Origin of the sequence: Solibacillus isronensis, assembly GCF_023715405.1 — a bacterium.
GTDB classification, from domain to species: Bacteria; Bacillota; Bacilli; order Bacillales_A; family Planococcaceae; genus Solibacillus; species Solibacillus isronensis_B.
On sequence record NZ_JAMBOC010000001.1, the window covers coordinates 1989172 to 2005552 of the forward strand.

Below are 16381 nucleotides of genomic sequence, written 5' to 3' on the forward strand. Positions count from 1 at the left end.
GCCTTCTTTTTTCTTATTTCATAATTGTTCGAACAAGCTTTACTTTTTGTTTATACGGGGGATATAGTAAACTATTTGCCAGTTTATTAGAACGGTGCATAATCGATTTCGGGTGTGTGAAGTTTTCGAAACTTGCTTTCCCGTGGTATGCTTTCACACCTGAAGGTCCTACTCCGCCAAACGGTAAATGAGTATTGCCGACATGTGTAATAACATCATTTATACAGCCTCCGCCAAACGGAAGCTCTTCTAGAAAGTATGCGATGGCTTTTTCATTTTCCGAGAACAAATAGGCACTTAATGGTTTTGGCAATTGACGAATTTCATGAATTGCTCTTGGTAAATTTTCATATGTCATAACCGGTAAAATTGGTCCAAACAGCTCGTCTTCCATGGAAGGTCTATTCCACGTAATATTTTCCAGCACGGTCGGTTCCATATATAAATCTTCACGGTCAGTTCGCCCGCCAAATGTGACAGTATCCCGTTCATTATCTAAAATAGTCTGTAGACGGTCGAATTGGCGTTCATTAATAATACGCCCGTAGTCCGGACTTTGCTGTGGATCATCACCGTAAAATTCTTTAATTGCTTTCTTAAGAAGTCGCGTAAACTTTTTCGCAACGCTTGTATGGACAAGAACATAATCTGGCGCCACACATGTTTGGCCTGTATTATTGAATTTCCCCCATACAATCCGCTTCGCCGCTACATCCAAATCTGCTGTCTGGTCGACAATTGCCGGACTCTTTCCACCCAATTCCAATGCAATCGGTGTAAGACGTTCTGCTGCTGCTTTTGCAACAACCTTTCCAACCGCCACACTTCCCGTAAAGAATATATAATCAAAAGATGCGTGAATTAATGCTGTTACTTCATCCTTTTCACCTTCTACAACACGTACATATTCAGGAGAGAATACTTCTTCCAGAATTTTCTTCACAATAAATGCTGTATTTTCGGCAGATTCCGATGGCTTTACGATTGCTGTATTTCCTCCGATAATCGCCCCGATCAATGGCTCCATAATCAATTGGAATGGATAGTTGAATGGTCCAATAATTAATGTCACTCCATATGGTTCACGTACAACATAGCTTTTTGCGGGCTGGAAATGAAGCGGAGTTTTGACAGGCTGTGGTTCCATCCAGCTATTTATATTTTTTAAAAAATAGGAAATACTATCATAAACAATACCGATTTCAGTTGTGAATGCTTCAAACTCGCTTTTTCTTAAATCCAATGCTAAAGCTTCTATTACTTGTTCTTCATATTTTTTTATTGTTTCTTTTAATTTTACAAGCTGTTCTTTACGAAATTCCACATCTTTTGTAGCGCCCGTAAAATAAAAAGCGCGTTGATTCTCAATCATTTGTTCAACATCATTTGCAGTAAAATTCATTTTTTTCATCCTTCCCGAAATTAATATCCGTGACCTATACAAAACTCCAGCTTCATTCGTCAATGGCTAAGGAAAATAATCATTTTTATTGAATGAAGATAAATGTATGCATAAATTATAGCTGTTCACACATATTAACTATAGTAATAACTACTACAAAGTTTTAAAAATATCCTGCTAAAAAAAGGAGGCTTCATGATTAAATTGTCTTAATTCTTAAAGAAATGTTTATAAATTAAGGCATATGGGAATTTCATAATTAAATTAATAATCGAACATAATAAGTAATGTAAAACAATCGTACAAGGAGGCTATATAAAATGATTATTACTGAAACTTGGTGGGGCGAGATTTTTTCCGGGCCATTATCTATTGGATTAAACGAACAGAAAGTTAAACAACTTGAGGATGAATCATTTTTATACTTTGACGAATTTGTTGCTACTATTCCTAATGAAGAACAAAATACTTAATTTTTAAAAGGACTGTCACAATTGACAGTCCTTTTTAGTATTTTTTTTGGCATAATGACTATATAATAGTGATTATGACGCTAAGTTCATAGGAGGTTATCCTTATTTTAAATAAATTACTGAAATCTATGTTAATCGCCTTACTTATTTTTGTTTGCGCCGTTTCAGTACAATATATTATAAAAATGAAGAATTCCGATCAGGAAGAAACAATCATTGAAGCAAAAGCATCGATGACTCAGGAGCAATTAAAAACTCACACTATGCTGATGTTGACTGAAATCGTGCTGAAACAGTTTGTTGAAAATATAATGCTGAATATCGAAATTATACCGGTTGATGAGAAACAAAATGTTATCGTCTCACTAAGGGCATCAGAATTTCTTAGTGAAACAACATTGCTGAAAGATAGTTATAACTTACTTAACGAAATCCAGCACGTGGAAGAGATAAATAATATTACATTAAAATGGTTTGTGCCTGTAAAAAATAAAGATACGGAAATTCTAACTGTCACTTTTGATGATGAGGCACTAGTTACTTTCAATGAAATTTCGTATAAAGACATTCCCCAGTCAGCCACACAATATATAAAGCATGAGCATTTGGATTAAAAATCCTTAATATAAAAAGCGGTTCAAACTTTACATAATGTAAAGTTTGAACCGCCTTATTTTTATGTCTGTTTATCCCGTTATTTAATCGAATCATTCATTTGCTGTAATGCCTTTTCGACATTTTTTACTGCTGTAATGAGTTCCTGCTCTTGTTTTGTCGTAAAGAGAGTATAGTTTACGTAATCTTCCTTTCCCACTTCGTAGTACGCTACAATTTCATTTAATGCTGTAATTGCTTTTGATGCAGCATCCGCACTTTCAGTTGAAACACGTGGTACAAAAACTTCCATTAAATCTTCGGCTGCTTCTGTTTGTGCTTTCACTGCATATACTTCATTTCCTGCAATGCTCGGTGAAGTAAGTCTGGTATTGGTCATATCCTGAAACATAGTTACAGCTGAAGCAAGTACATTATTTTCCGTCACATCAATTGTCGCAAAATCAGCTTGAAGTGATTTTACATTTGCAACAAGTTCATCAGCTATTTTTTCATAACCTGCTGTCTTCTTTTCAGCAAATAATCCATATGCTATACGTTGAAAGCCTGCTGTGTCCGTTTCTTTTCCTTCAACAATGTCACCGTTTATTTTTTCGTCAAGCTCCTGGAAACTCGGAGTTAGCGGTTGTAGTCTTTCATAATACATCGTTACTAACGGATACAGCTTCTGTGCGTCTTCCAGCTTACCTTCTTTAATAGCACTTGCTAAAAGCTCAGTATCTGTTACAAAGCTGTCCATTTGCCCTGCTAAAAGCGATTTAAACTGCTCTGCTTCTGCACTGACATCAATCGTTGTTTCCTGCTGTTCTACAGGCTCTGCTATTTTTTCTTCTTCTTTTTGCCCACATGCTGCCAATACAGAAACAGCAAGTAAAGCAGTCATTAATTTTTTACTGTTTTTCATCATAATTCACCTCTTATTTTCTAGTTCGACTACTTTTGCATGAACGACGAAACGCTCTTTGTCATTTTGGGATGTCGTGCATGTCGACAATGTAACGATTTTATCGGTAGCCGTTACGTGAACTGGCAAATTTATATCGGAACGTCGCTGAACTTCCTCTAAAAACTGCGTATACGTGTAGTCTGTAAATTGTGTTTCGATATAATAAAAGTCGGTCGTTGTTTCATAGGCGGCAAACACATGCAATGCATAGCGCTTGTCATTTGTTTCATAGTAAAAAACAGGATGGGCTTCTGCATATGCCTGCTCGCTAAACTTAGGCAAATCTCCGAACATCGTACCATTGCGTAAAACATGCCCGTAAAAAATCGTATGCCGGTCTTCCATTACCTCATTTCGAAAATCGGCAAATATGCTCCCGCCGCGACTTTTCTCGTCCGAATAATTATGAGTTAAGTAAAATTCGTTATTATCCCTTTGCAGAACAGGATTATTAAGACGGGTATCCTCCAGTGTGAGCCAGCCGATAATATGATCGTTTTGCTGTTGAAGTTCGGCAAGCTCACTTTGTTCGACAATTTGCTGAGCATTTTCAAGCTCTTTTTCCACTTTCTCATAGCTAAAAAAATAACGGATAATAATCCCTGCACAAATAATCATCACGATGCCGCTTAAAATTTGAACAATTTTACGCATATTAAATACTTAACGGCATCATATATAACCCGAGCTGCTCATCTTCATGAAACACGGAATTGACCCCGTATACTTCCTTAATTACTTCTTTTGTAATAACATCTCGTGGTGCACCTTCAGCGATAATTGTACCGGCTTTCATCAAAATAATGTGTTCGCTGTAACGAATCGCCTGATTAATGTCGTGTAGCACCATAACAATCGTCAAGCCGTACTGTTCATTCAGCTGCTTTACGAGCTCCAGCAGTTCCAGCTGATAGTATATATCCAAGTACGTTGTCGGCTCGTCCAAGCACAGTATTTCAGACTTTTGTGCAAGTGCCATTGCAATCCATACACGCTGGCGTTCCCCACCGGATAGTGCCGATAAATCATTATGCCGTTTTTCAAGCAGGTTCGTACAAGTAAGCGCCCATGTAACTGCCTCCTCATCCTCTTCCGCTCTCTTTTTGAATAATGAAGTATGCGGCATCCGTCCGTACATAACAAGCTTCTCCACCGTCAAATCTGATGGAATATCGTTTTGCTGATATACAATCGCCAATTTCTTCGCAAACTCTTTCGGCTTATATTCCACCAAGTCCCGATTTTCGAGCATCGCCTGACCTTCGAGCGGTTTGTTGTTTCGTGACATGACACTTAGCAAGGTGGATTTTCCGCAGCCATTCGGTCCTATAATTGTCGTCACTTTCCCTTTTGGAATAGCAGTCGATACTGCATTTAAATGACGGGTCGTCCCGTCATGGGAAACGACTACTTGTTTAATTTCCATATTGGTTGTCACTCTTTTCTAAGTAGGAATATGAGGAATGGTCCTCCGATAATGGCCATAATCGTTGATGCCGGTACTTCCATCGGGCTGAACATTGTACGTCCAAGTGTATCGGCCAATAATATAATAAATGCGCCCAGTAGTGCCGTAAACGGAATTAACACTTTATGATCAAAACCGACAAGTCGACGTGCGATATGCGGCACTAAAATTCCGACAAATGAAATGACCCCTGCCACTACAACAGATGAAGCTGCTAACATTACAGCAACCGTCGCAATGAGTATGCGTGCACCTGTTACATTAAAACCGACACTTTTTGCGGTTTTATCAGATAACACGAGCACATTACATGAAGCGTATAAAATAAAAGCAAGAAGTAAACCAATAGAACCATATGTAACAATCAGCGTTACATCATCCCAAGTTTTTAAGGAAAGATTTGATGTAATCGCACCTGTTGCCGAAGCACCAAAGCTGATCATCGCTTCTGTAAGCCCAGAGAACATGGCATTGATCGCAATCCCGACCAAAATTAACTTTAATGGATTCAGCCCTGACTTCCAGGAAAGCAGGAAAACAAAGAAACATGCGAGCGCTCCTCCGATAAATGCTGCTAGTGGTGTGAAGAAAAATAGTGTCGGTACAAAGCTTACGATAAATAATTTTGTAAATGCAGCCCCCGCGGATATTCCGATGAACCCGGCATCCGCTAATGGATTTCGCATAATTGCCTGCAATAAAACACCGGCAACCGATAAAGCCGCTCCGGCAAATATCGCTACGATGATTCTTGGGAAACGCAAATCTTTAATCGCTGCCATATCCGCATTATCGGCATTGAAGAAATTCGTGATAAAGTCGATAAACGACATCTTTATACTTCCTGTTGTCGCTGCGTAAATGATTGTTATAACAAGCAATACAGTGACAGCGATAAAGCTAAAAATTTTTTTGGTCACAGAAAACATCCTTTATATGATGAAAAGCACCTCCCTCAAGACTTTGCTTTTCCAACATTGTTATTAATAACGAGAACGGGGAGTTTATGTCCCGCATATCCTCTTCTCCCTTCTTAAGTCTAGAAGGCAGAGGTCTTATGGATAAAATATTTCTACTAACTCATTGAGAGCTTCCGGTACATTCAATGCGGCAGTCGTCCCAAATAGTTCTTCTTCTAAATCATATACTTGTCCATTTTTGACAGCATTAAAATGTTTCCAAACATCATTTTTGGCAAATTCCTCATCAAACATTTCAATAACTTCAGCCGGCATACCGTGCGATAAACGTAAAATGATATCAGGGTTTGATGAATATAAATGTTCTGTATTGGATGGCAAGTATTCTGCATCCTGACCAGCCATAACGTTTTCACCACCTGCAAGACGTACTAAATCACCTGCATATGAATTTTCCGTCGCCACTAAATAACTGCCAGGCACTCCAAGTAAAATGAGTACGCGAGGCTTTTCTTCATTACTTGCTGCAACCTCTACCGCATCAATTTCTGCCTGTAATTCATCATTTAAAGCTTTTGCCTCGTTCACACGGTTGTAGCGTTCACCAAGTGCTGTAATTTCGCCTATCATCGATTCAATACTTGTTAAATCAACAAAATCGACCGGAATTTTCAATTGCTCAAATTTATCCTTTAAATCGTATTCCAATGTTGACGCGGACAGCACTTCAGTAGGATTGAGCGATTTAATAATTTCCGCATCCGGATCCATCGCATTCCCGATATTCGGCAGATCGTCAAATCGTGCCGGTAAATCCTTCACCGTATCCGGAATTGCGACCGCATCAAGATCCAGCCGGTCCAGAATTTGTGCAATGACTACTGTTCCAGCGATAATACGATGCTCCTCTTCAACAACCGGGGCCTGTTCTGATGCAGTGTTAACATCTCCGTTAGTGGATGACGCTGCTTTCTGTTCACTATTTCCGCATCCCGCAAGTACCGCCATACTCAATGCGAGTCCGATTAACCACTTCTTCATTTATTTTCCTCCTAGCTGTTTAAACTGAAGTAAAATTTCATCCCGTACTAGATGGAAGTTTAGTTCAATTTAAGCGTAGCGTATTAACTGTCGTTGCTTAAAAATAGGATTGGGGCTGTATTAAAAGCCTCAGCTTTTAACACACCCCTACCTAAAATAGTATTAGCAATGGCTGTTTGTTATAAGCCATTCACATTACATTAAATTATTTATTTAAACCGTCAACAACAGTTAATGTATTGTTTAAGATTTTTGCCATTTGAGAACGTGTTAATTTGTTTTCCGGATTGAATTTCCCTTCAAAACCAGAAATAATACCTAATTTATTTAATTCAGAAATTGCTTTTGATGCTTCAACTTCTTTTGGCATATCAGAGAATTTTGCTGCCTCTCCTGATGCTTTATAGCCGTTTTTCTCTAATAGACGGTAAATCATTAACGCCGCTTGTTTACGAGTTATATCTTGTCCAGGTGCAAATGTAGTAGCTGTTTTACCGTTAATAATACCGTAACCGTTTAATGCATTGATTGCTGTTTTTGTTTCAGCATCATATTTTGCGATATCAGAGAAATTCGCTTTTGCTGGTACATCCAATTTTAATGCACGGTTTAGCATTAATGCGAATTGAGAGCGTTTCAAGTTGTTTCCAGGGTTGAACTTGTCTGCAGCTTTGAAAATCCCTTTGTTATAAAGGTTAATGATCGCATCTTTGTTACCGTTGTTTTCGATATCTTTAAATGGAACAGTTGTTGAGTTCTTATCGCTAAACTTCATTTGGAAGTCATGTGCAGTTTCATATAATACATTCCCATTAAGAACTACTTTTAAATCTGCTGTTGCTGTATAGATTTTTTCTAAATCTTTAAATGATAACGTGTAGATTTTTACTGTATTATTGCCAACTTTTTCTTCTGACTTTAATGCAACTGTTGCGCCCTCAACATCGAAGCCTAATAAGTGTTGACCTTCAGGGAATGTTAATTCTACATCATAGCCCCCTTCAGTTGTTGTCACTGTTACCTCATCGTCTAAATATTTATTGTGCATAATAGACAATTCCTGAGTTCCGTTCTTTAATGCTGTAACATCCATTTTTACAGATTCAACAGGCGCAGGTTTTACTTCAGCTTTTGGTAACTCCAGGTCAGCTGTTTCGATAGCGAAACCGAAGTCATACCATTTATCCATCTTCGCTGCTGGAACAACAACATGTACACCTGCTTCATGTAATTCACTAATTGAAGGAATTTCTACTGTATAAACGCCATCTTTTTCGGTTGCTTCTTTACCCGCAATTTTAAATCCAGCTACCATTTCTTTTGAAGTTGCCGCTACAGATACTTCTACAGAATATTCGCCGTCTTTTACGATTAATTTCGCTTTAGGTGTGAAGTGGTTCGTAATTGCTTTGTAGTTACCTAATTTTTCTGAATTATATGCATCCCAAACAATATCGTAAGTACCATCCGCCACCGACTCAAAAGTTTTACCAGGTGTATATACTTTCTCTTCTTTCACTTCTTCAACTGGCTTTGTTGTTTCCGTTACTTCTTTAATTGATTTTGCGTCAGGTGTTAACGTCACTTTATAATCAACCGGATCTTTACCAACGAAAGTAATTGTCATATTTAGAGTAGCTTCTACAGGAGTATAATCTGCAGTTACTGGAATGTTAATGTGTTTTTTACCATTATATTCAGCCATTGCAGGTTGTCCTGCCACTGTTACGCTATTTACCATTGCTAGTACCGCATCTGATAATTCAATATTGATAAATTTTTGACCATTACGCTCAACTAATTCACCTGAAGTTGGGATAAAACGTTTTAGTGCATCTTCCGCGTCAACTTTGAAGTCAATAGTTTTAGTTGCTGTAGAAATTGCCGCTTCTGTTGCCTTCGTTTCTGTAGTTGTATCAGCAGATACTGCCATTGCTGGTACGATAGCTGATGTAGCAAGTAATGATGCTAATACTGCTTTAGTTGCTTTGGATTTGTTAGCCATTCTTTATTTCCCCTATCTGTCTATATAGTTTTTGTTTTCTTAGTGCGAATGAATACAACGGCAGCTATGAAAAATAAAATAATCGCCATTAACGGTAATTCATCGCTCGTCTCTGGATTTTCTACTACCTCAGAATTTTCAGCTTGCTTCGTTTCAGACGCAATTTCTTCATCAGATTTTGTTGAATCATCTGTCTTTGTTATTTCTGTTGTCGCTTGCTGATCGGATGAACCTGTATTCTGCTTTTCAGTTGATGGTGCTGGTGTATTTGAAGAAGTATTACTTCCTGACGACTTTGTTTGTGTTTCCTTAGGTGCCGGAGTTGTTTTTGCCGGTTCCTGCTTTACTGTTTCTTTAGGTTCCTCGACTTTTGCTTCAGGTAACCCCCCGCTATTAAATACAAAATCTACACTATAGCTATGATGGTAATCGATATCATCAATGTCGATTTTCATCGCTATAGTCACTAAATTTGCATTGGAAACAGGAAATTGCACTGTGCGCTGGTCTGCACTTGAGCTGATTACTTTCGCACCACCCGGAGGATTAAACTGTGTAACCCAGCTACTGTTTTTAATCGTAAGCTGCATTGTCATTTTTCCGTTGTTTACAATTAATTTGGCTGGCTTTAAAAAATAGTCATTCGCCATAGATGCCGAATTGCTCCCGGGTTTATTTACTTGATAACTAACATCATATGTACCATCAGCAATTGCTGCAGATGAATTATTCGGTAAAGTAAACGCTACCAAAAAAAGAGCAGCAAAAAATATGAAGAAACTTTTTCTCACACCATTTCTCCTCCTTTTCTATAAATTATTTCAATTCCTAATAGAGAATATTTCTCAATACCACTATATAGCATGCCATAAAATTACCTGTTTCTCAATTGATGATATTCTCATTTATAATAAATTTACTTCTTTTGATGGCAAACTTCATTAATTTGTCGTTTTTGCAACTTAACAAAATATTACATTTCATATATTCCCAATAAAAAGGCAATGCGTTGGAATGGGAAGGATGCCCTGTAGGCAATATAGATATCAAGGGATTCGAGCGATTTCCATTAATAGAAATCGCTTAATAGTTTATCCGAAACATGTTGAATAATTTTAGTATTTTCATTATTAATTGTTTTTTATTGCTTGTACTGCTGCACGAATACCCAGCAAATAGCTTTCTTTGCCAAAACCAGAGATTTGACCTGTCACTATATCCGCAAACACAGATTTTTCACGGAAACTTTCACGTGCATGGATATTGGACATATGTATTTCAACGGTTGGACCTGTAAAAATATCTAAAGCATCTCGAATTGCATAACTGTAGTGGGTCCAGGCACCAGCATTTAGAACAATACCGTCAACCCCGGAAAGGAACGCTTCGTGAATTTTCTCCACAAATTCACCTTCGTGGTTTGTCTGGAAAGTCTCTACTTCAACATTTAGCTCGTTCGCCAGTTCCTGAATCGTTTGATTAATTTCCTCTAAAGGTATCTTTCCATAATGTTCAGGATCGCGTTTTCCGAACATGTTGTGGTTAACACCGTGCAACATTAAAATTTTTGTCATCATTCTTCCCCCTTAAAATAAATATGCTTTCGAAAGATATAAGTAATTTAATTCCTAAAGATTCTTGCCATACCATCATACCAATCCCATCGTTTTATATACAACCTGCTTCTTCAACATGAGCTAAAAGGGAAACAAAATCTTCCTTTATGAGGCAAAACGTAATAAACCGGACTTGAAAAGTTATTTTCAAGTCCGGTTTATTAACAAATTTTTAGTTGTATCAGAATTACTTGCTTACTTCTTCCGGATGGAAACCGTCACGCTGTAAATAATTGTCATGAGCCCAAATGTTCAGCTCTTTCTTTTCAGCTTGTTGCTGAATTTCCAAAAGCTCATCTTCCAGAGTATCGTTCGGTTTATTGACATAACGCACTGCTGCCAGACCTTCACTTAATAAAATTTCATGTAAACTAACACCGTCTACAAAAGCATAGGCCAATAATCGGTCATATTTATCTGTCTCGGGGCCTTTATCGAATAAAAGTTGAACGGATTCCGCCTGTTCCATCAGTTCGATCGTACGTTCCTTTGCCTCTTCTGCGTATGGCATAGGTTCGCCTTTGTTATAGTTCATTTCAGGTGTGTCAATCATAAGAAGACGTACACGCTCTTTTTTACCATCTATTTCGACATTGAATGTATCGCCATCATTGGCATTCAAATATTTCACGTCGATTAATTGATTGCCTGTTTTGTCCATCGCAACATCAGTTGTAAGTTTGTATTCTGTATTTTGTTCCGTAATGGCAGGGGAAGTTGTTTGCTCTGTATCTTTTTTAGGTTCGCTAAATGCTAAGTATAAACCTACTGCAATAATAATAGTACCGCTCGTAATTAGTGTTTTTACATCTTTTAATTTCATCGTTTATATTAAAATCCTTTCTAAATGTCCGTGTTTGACTTAGGATTTGGTCCTAATTCTACCGGAGGAATATCTGCGAATGTGCCGCCTTCTTCTTCTAAATCGCGCATACGGTGTGCCAATCGTGAAGCTGCACAAGCTGCGATGCTCCCGACTAGATCATCTAAAAATGTATTTACCGATTCGCCCGCTTTTGTATCAAGCTTTTCAATGATCCCGATTTTTTGCTTATCCAAATGACCGAAAGTTGTTACAGCAATACTTCCATACGTAAATACTGACCCTAATGCCAAAGTTTCATCAACACCAAACAATCCTTCATCTGCCTCGATAATTGCTTGAAGCGGTGCCGACAGCAGTCTTTTTTCTGCCAGTTCGTCAAGCTCAATTCCTACTAGTACAGCATGTTGCACTTCACGTTTATTTAATACACGAACAACCGATTGAATACAGTGTTCGATTGTTAAGCCTTCATTATATGGTGATTGCATCGTAAACACGATTTCAGCAATATCTTCAATTGTTACATGACGTCGTTCCAACGCGTTATACGTAGCTTTTGTCACTTCGTCTGAATGTACACGAATATTTTTATTATGCATAAGAAATCCTCACTTCAGTTTATTTTAAGCACTCATTTTTCCCGCATTAACGGATAGTAAAAATACCAGTAAAAGTAAGCTTCCAGTATTAGCTTGTGTTCCTGCTAACCAGGGGATGGAAAAACTCACCACTGATTTAGGTTTCACTTTATGGCTTTCTTTATATATTACACCTTTATTTTACTATATGATACAATTTTACATACATCAAAATACAGGGGTGACAACATTGGAGAGAGGCACAGTAAAAGATGTTACTTTTTTTAGCAATGCATTAAACGAAGAGTTAGAATTACTAATTTATATTCCAGCAAATTATTCACCATTATATGAATATAACATTTTAATCGCATCCGATGGTAAAGACTATTTTCAGCTAGGAGGCATTCCGCGTCTTGCAGATGAACTGATCGATGGCTATTTAATTGAAAATACAATTATTGTTGGTGTGCCATACAAAAATTATGAAGATCGAAAGAGAAAATATACACCAGCAGGGGATCAATTTGAAGCGTATATGCGATTTTTGGCACATGAGCTCGTGCCTTATTTAGATGATGAATTTTCAACTACACAAGTCGGCGGTGGGCGTGCATTAATAGGTGATTCTATGGCTGCAACCATTTCATTAATGACTGCATTCCATTATCCAAATATTTTCGGTAAAGCTATTTTACAATCACCTTATGTAGATGAGCTTGTATTGCAGGCTGTTAAAGATGCGAAAAATGTCAATATTCTTTCGTTGTACCATATTATCGGCCTCCAGGAAGATCAAGTGGCATTAAAGGATGGTACGGTAAAAGATCTGTTAACACCGAACCGTGAGCTGCATCAAATGTTCGTTCAACATGGTATTGATACATTCTATGAAGAATTCAATGGAAATCATACATGGACTTACTGGAAACCTGATCTAAAACGTGCACTAATTGAAATTTTCGGATAATACGGTATGCTGGAAATGTTTATTCACAAATTTTTCTGTTATAATTAAAACAATTACGCCTTGGTGTGGCTGTATCTAGATTTTTTTATGCCATTTACAGGACGTCTCACAATCATTTAGCACGGTGCTATATGAAATTATTTATATTATTTTTAGGGGGTAATGAATTTGAAATACGGTATTGTTGCTTTTCCATCTAAAAAATTACAAGATTTAGCGAACACTTATCGCAAACGCTATGACCCGCATTATGCTTTAATCACACCTCATCTTACGCTGAAGGATGCGTTTGATGCGGGTGAATCTGAAATCGGAGAAATCTCCAAGCATTTGCAGGAAGTGGCATCAAGGTTTGCACCTTTACAAATTCATGCCTCTCGAATCAGTTCATTTTACCCGACGACGAATGCCATTTACTTCCGAATTGAGCCAACACCACAGTTGGAAAATATTCAAAAACTAATTCAGGAAAAGATCAACTTGGGTGCGCCAAAGCATGTGTTTATGCCGCATATTACAATTGCACAAAAAATGAGCGCTTCGGAGCATGATGATATTTATGGTCAGTTGCGTATGGTTGGAGTAGATGAAAAAGATTCGATCGATCGTTTCCACTTGCTTTACCAATTGGAAGACGGCTCATGGACAACTTATGAAACATACAAATTGACTGGAGCTGAGTAATACGTGTTTGAAGTAAAACTAGTTACAACTGAAGAAGATCGCGAACATGCATTTGCGCTACGTAAAGAAGTGTTCGTTAAAGAGCAAGGAGTTCCACTAAGTCTGGAATTAGATGAATACGATGAGAAAGCCATTCATTTCTTAGTAAACGAAGGTGAAAGTTCAATTGCTACAGCACGGCTTCGAGAAGTAGAACCGAAAGTAGGAAAAGTGGAACGCGTTTGCGTTTTGAACAACTATCGCGGTAAACGACTTGGTGCATTAATTATGGAAGCTGTTGAACAATACGCAAAGAATGCAGCTTTTGAAAAGCTTAAATTGAATGCCCAAAGCTATGCAGTTCCTTTCTATGAAAAACTGGAATACACTGTCACTTCCCCGGAATTTATGGATGCTGGCATTCCGCATCGCGCTATGGAGAAGAAAATCTAATTCTTTTAATCTCATAAAAGTAGAAAAACATCCATTTTCCGCCGAAGAAAATGGATGTTTTTCGTATTGTTACGCCACTTTTTTAAGTTCCGACTTATTTCATCATTTTCTCAATTTTCGAAAAATCCAAGGATTTACCGTCTTGAATGATTGATTGGACAATTTTGTCTTCAAGTTCACTCGTAATCGGTTTATTTGCAAGACGGCTCACTTTTTTAACGATTTTTCGAACTTGTTTTTCATCCGAGAAATCTGCATACGTTAATGCATTTGCAAGCGTCATAATTTCATCGAAATCAACGCCGGTTTTGCGCTCCACTTTTTTAAAAAACGAACGATCCATAATGTTTACTTACCTCCCTTAAATAAATGCGCTACCAACGATAATAAGTAAAATAAAGAGTACAACGATCAATACGAATGTCATACTGTTATTACCGCCATAGCCTGGGGAACAACCATAATCACAACCACCTTGTTGCCAACCTTGCTGCCAACCTTGCTGCTGCCAACCATATCCAGACATACTTATACCCCCCTTTCTATTTTGTAGTGTATGCAAACACTCAAAAAAAAGGAGGGTATTCGTCTAATCTACTTTTCCTTTAGGCTTAAATATTAATGCCGCGATAAAACCAAACAATATCGCAGCGCTAATTCCAGAGCTTGTCACCTCGAACATACCTGTCAAGAGGCCAATCCAGCCGTGCTTTTCAGCTTCAGCCATTGCTCCATGTGTCAATGAGTTTCCAAATGAAGTAATTGGAATTGTCGCACCGGCACCGGCGAAGTTTATTAAGGCTTCATATAAATTAAGTCCATCTAAAATTGCTCCTACTACAACTAAAATGGATAAAGTATGACCAGGTGTCAGCTTTCCTACATCCATTAATAACTGACCAATTACACAAATTAATCCACCAACGACAAATGCCACTAAAAATGTAAAGCCGATTGTACTCACCCCATCCCGATTTCAATTGCATGTGCTGTGCACGGAATTGACTCACCTTGTTGAAAAGAAAGCGGCGATAAAAGTGCACCTGTTGCCACTAATAATGCGCGCTTGTAACGACCACTTTTAAATTGTTCCATCATATAGCCGCTATAGACTGCAGCAGAACAACCCGCACCACTCGCCCCTGCCAAAAATGCTGTATCTTCACCGTAAAATTCTGCACCGGCATCACGGAATCTTGATAAATCTTCTTTTTTCACACCACTTTGGGCAAACATCGCAATTAAAATTTTCAATCCGATTTTCCCTAAATCACCTGTCATTATGACATCGTAATCCTGTATTGTTTGCGAACGCTTTTTTAAATGTGCCTGAATCGTATCAAATGCTGCCGGTGCCATTGCTCCACCCATATGAAATGGATCTGTTGCTCCGTAATCAATTACTTTTCCGATTGTTGCGGCTTCTACATATGGAAGTTTCGGCTGATGCTTACCAACTAATACAAATCCTGCTGCTGTTACAGTCCACTGAGCAGTTGCAGGTTTTTGACCTCCATAATCAACTGGATAGCGAAACTGGCGCTCGACCGAATTATGCTGGCTTGAAGCACCTGCAATGGAAAAATCGCTGGCACCCAGTTCTGTCAATAAAGAAGCAATAACTATAGAAGAGACAGATGTTGCACAGGCAGAAAAAAGACCGATAAACGAAACAGCCAGTTCCCTTGCTGCAAAGTTTGTGGGTGTCATTTGATTAACTAAGTCTCCGCCCAGTAAATAATCAATATCCAAATTATTTAAATTCGATTTTTTTAATATTGTCTGACATGCATCTGAAATGAGAACGGCATTCCCTTTTTCATTCGAATCTTTTTGCAACCGTTCATCGGTTGATATTTTGTCAAAATACGTTTGAAAGACACTCCGTTTTTCCAAAGGCCCTACTACAACACCTGAAGAAAGAATGGATGGCTTTGACTGAAAAACAATTACCACGCCGCGACACCTACCGATACTAGTATTAATTTAATCAAGGTTACAAAAAAGGCCGAGACTACTCCAAATAAAATAACCGAGCCGGCAAGCTTGAACATGTTACTGCCGACACCTAATACAAGTCCTTCCGATTTCCCTTCAATTGCTGCAGAAACAACAGCATTACCGAACCCCGTTACCGGAACTGCACTTCCAGCTCCCGCAAATTGGCCTAGTCTACGATATTGTCCGAACCCAGTCAGAAGCATGGCGATAAACACCATTGTTGCTACTGTTGGGTTACCCACAGTTTTCTCCGTAAAATCAAAAAACATCATATAAAAAAAGGAAATCGCTTGTCCTACACAACAAATGACACCGCCAACAACAAATGCTTTTAAACAATTGATGGCGAGAGGCGTTTTCGGTGTAATTTGATCTTTTAATGTATTGTATTGTTGCTCTTTCAA

Annotated in this window: 21 protein-coding genes; 5 read left to right on the forward strand and 16 right to left on the reverse strand. The window is 38.1% G+C overall.

Annotated elements, in window-relative coordinates:
• Positions 1–13: 13 nt before the first annotated feature.
• Positions 14–1402, reverse strand: a complete 1389-nt coding sequence (locus tag M3166_RS10085; protein ID WP_251689658.1) for an aldehyde dehydrogenase — start codon at positions 1400–1402, stop codon at positions 14–16.
• Positions 1403–1722: 320 nt separating this feature from the next.
• On the opposite strand from M3166_RS10085, the gene M3166_RS10090 reads away from it, so the two are divergent.
• Together M3166_RS10090 and M3166_RS10095 are read left to right on the forward strand one after the other, a co-directional pair.
• Positions 1723–1875 (forward strand): hypothetical protein, encoded by a 153-nt coding sequence (locus M3166_RS10090; RefSeq protein ID WP_008403534.1) that lies wholly within the window; start codon positions 1723–1725, stop codon positions 1873–1875.
• Between the two features lie 185 nt (positions 1876–2060).
• Positions 2061–2489, forward strand: coding sequence for a hypothetical protein (locus M3166_RS10095; RefSeq protein ID WP_251689660.1), 429 nt, complete (start codon positions 2061–2063; stop codon positions 2487–2489).
• An 80-nt stretch (positions 2490–2569) separates the two neighbouring features.
• Here the strand turns inward: M3166_RS10095 and M3166_RS10100 are convergent, their stop codons facing one another.
• The 10 genes from M3166_RS10100 to M3166_RS10145 all read right to left on the reverse strand — a co-directional run bounded on the left by M3166_RS10100 (position 2570) and on the right by M3166_RS10145 (position 11911).
• Positions 2570–3394, reverse strand: coding sequence for an imelysin family protein (locus M3166_RS10100; protein ID WP_251689662.1), 825 nt, complete (start codon positions 3392–3394; stop codon positions 2570–2572).
• 6 nt (positions 3395–3400) lie between these two features.
• Positions 3401–4090: a class B sortase gene (srtB, locus tag M3166_RS10105; protein ID WP_251689664.1), complete on the reverse strand. Its 690-nt coding sequence runs from the start codon at positions 4088–4090 to the stop codon at positions 3401–3403.
• Between the two features lies 1 nt (position 4091).
• Positions 4092–4862 (reverse strand): ABC transporter ATP-binding protein, encoded by a 771-nt coding sequence (locus M3166_RS10110; protein WP_251689666.1) that lies wholly within the window; start codon positions 4860–4862, stop codon positions 4092–4094.
• Between the two features lie 8 nt (positions 4863–4870).
• On the reverse strand, positions 4871–5824 hold the full coding sequence (locus M3166_RS10115; RefSeq protein WP_251689668.1) for a FecCD family ABC transporter permease: 954 nt from the start codon (positions 5822–5824) through the stop codon (positions 4871–4873).
• A gap of 135 nt (positions 5825–5959) precedes the next feature.
• The gene (isdE, locus tag M3166_RS10120; RefSeq protein WP_251689670.1) at positions 5960–6865 is read right to left on the reverse strand and encodes a heme ABC transporter substrate-binding protein IsdE; all 906 of its coding nucleotides are present in this window, start codon (positions 6863–6865) and stop codon (positions 5960–5962) included.
• A gap of 205 nt (positions 6866–7070) precedes the next feature.
• Positions 7071–8870 carry an S-layer homology domain-containing protein gene (locus M3166_RS10125; protein WP_251689673.1) on the reverse strand — a complete coding sequence of 600 codons (1800 nt, stop codon included), beginning with the start codon at positions 8868–8870 and terminating at the stop codon, positions 7071–7073.
• Positions 8871–8890: 20 nt separating this feature from the next.
• Positions 8891–9661, reverse strand: coding sequence for an NEAT domain-containing protein (locus tag M3166_RS10130; protein WP_251689675.1), 771 nt, complete (start codon positions 9659–9661; stop codon positions 8891–8893).
• 339 nt (positions 9662–10000) lie between these two features.
• Entirely contained in the window at positions 10001–10444 is a 444-nt protein-coding gene (gene aroQ / locus M3166_RS10135; protein WP_251689677.1) for a type II 3-dehydroquinate dehydratase, read from the reverse strand.
• Between the two features lie 229 nt (positions 10445–10673).
• The gene (locus tag M3166_RS10140; RefSeq protein ID WP_251689679.1) at positions 10674–11309 is read right to left on the reverse strand and encodes a thermonuclease family protein; all 636 of its coding nucleotides are present in this window, start codon (positions 11307–11309) and stop codon (positions 10674–10676) included.
• Positions 11310–11329: 20 nt separating this feature from the next.
• Positions 11330–11911 (reverse strand): phosphatidylglycerophosphatase A family protein, encoded by a 582-nt coding sequence (locus tag M3166_RS10145; protein WP_251689681.1) that lies wholly within the window; start codon positions 11909–11911, stop codon positions 11330–11332.
• Between the two features lie 229 nt (positions 11912–12140).
• Between M3166_RS10145 and M3166_RS10150 the strand changes: the two genes are divergently transcribed.
• From M3166_RS10150 to M3166_RS10160, 3 genes are all read left to right on the forward strand, one after another.
• A complete protein-coding gene (locus M3166_RS10150; RefSeq protein WP_251689683.1) occupies positions 12141–12860 on the forward strand; it encodes an alpha/beta hydrolase in 720 nt (239 codons plus the stop codon).
• A 168-nt stretch (positions 12861–13028) separates the two neighbouring features.
• A complete protein-coding gene (locus tag M3166_RS10155) occupies positions 13029–13544 on the forward strand; it encodes a YjcG family protein (protein ID WP_251689685.1) in 516 nt (171 codons plus the stop codon).
• A gap of 3 nt (positions 13545–13547) precedes the next feature.
• Positions 13548–13976, forward strand: a complete 429-nt coding sequence (locus M3166_RS10160; protein ID WP_251689687.1) for a GNAT family N-acetyltransferase — start codon at positions 13548–13550, stop codon at positions 13974–13976.
• A 94-nt stretch (positions 13977–14070) separates the two neighbouring features.
• Here M3166_RS10160 and M3166_RS10165 read toward each other — a convergent pair whose 3' ends face one another.
• From M3166_RS10165 to spoVAC, 5 genes are all read right to left on the reverse strand, one after another.
• Positions 14071–14319 carry a stage VI sporulation protein F gene (locus M3166_RS10165; protein ID WP_008403555.1) on the reverse strand — a complete coding sequence of 83 codons (249 nt, stop codon included), beginning with the start codon at positions 14317–14319 and terminating at the stop codon, positions 14071–14073.
• 18 nt (positions 14320–14337) lie between these two features.
• On the reverse strand, positions 14338–14502 hold the full coding sequence (locus M3166_RS19380; RefSeq protein ID WP_285848814.1) for a YjcZ family sporulation protein: 165 nt from the start codon (positions 14500–14502) through the stop codon (positions 14338–14340).
• 63 nt (positions 14503–14565) lie between these two features.
• On the reverse strand, positions 14566–14940 hold the full coding sequence (spoVAE, locus tag M3166_RS10175) for a stage V sporulation protein AE (protein ID WP_079524798.1): 375 nt from the start codon (positions 14938–14940) through the stop codon (positions 14566–14568).
• On the reverse strand, positions 14937–15932 hold the full coding sequence (locus M3166_RS10180; protein ID WP_251689688.1) for a stage V sporulation protein AD: 996 nt from the start codon (positions 15930–15932) through the stop codon (positions 14937–14939). Before M3166_RS10180 ends, spoVAE begins: the two co-directional genes overlap by 4 nt.
• On the reverse strand, positions 15926–16381 hold the full coding sequence (gene spoVAC, locus M3166_RS10185) for a stage V sporulation protein AC (protein WP_251689690.1): 456 nt from the start codon (positions 16379–16381) through the stop codon (positions 15926–15928). The genes M3166_RS10180 and spoVAC overlap by 7 nt, the downstream gene beginning before the upstream one ends.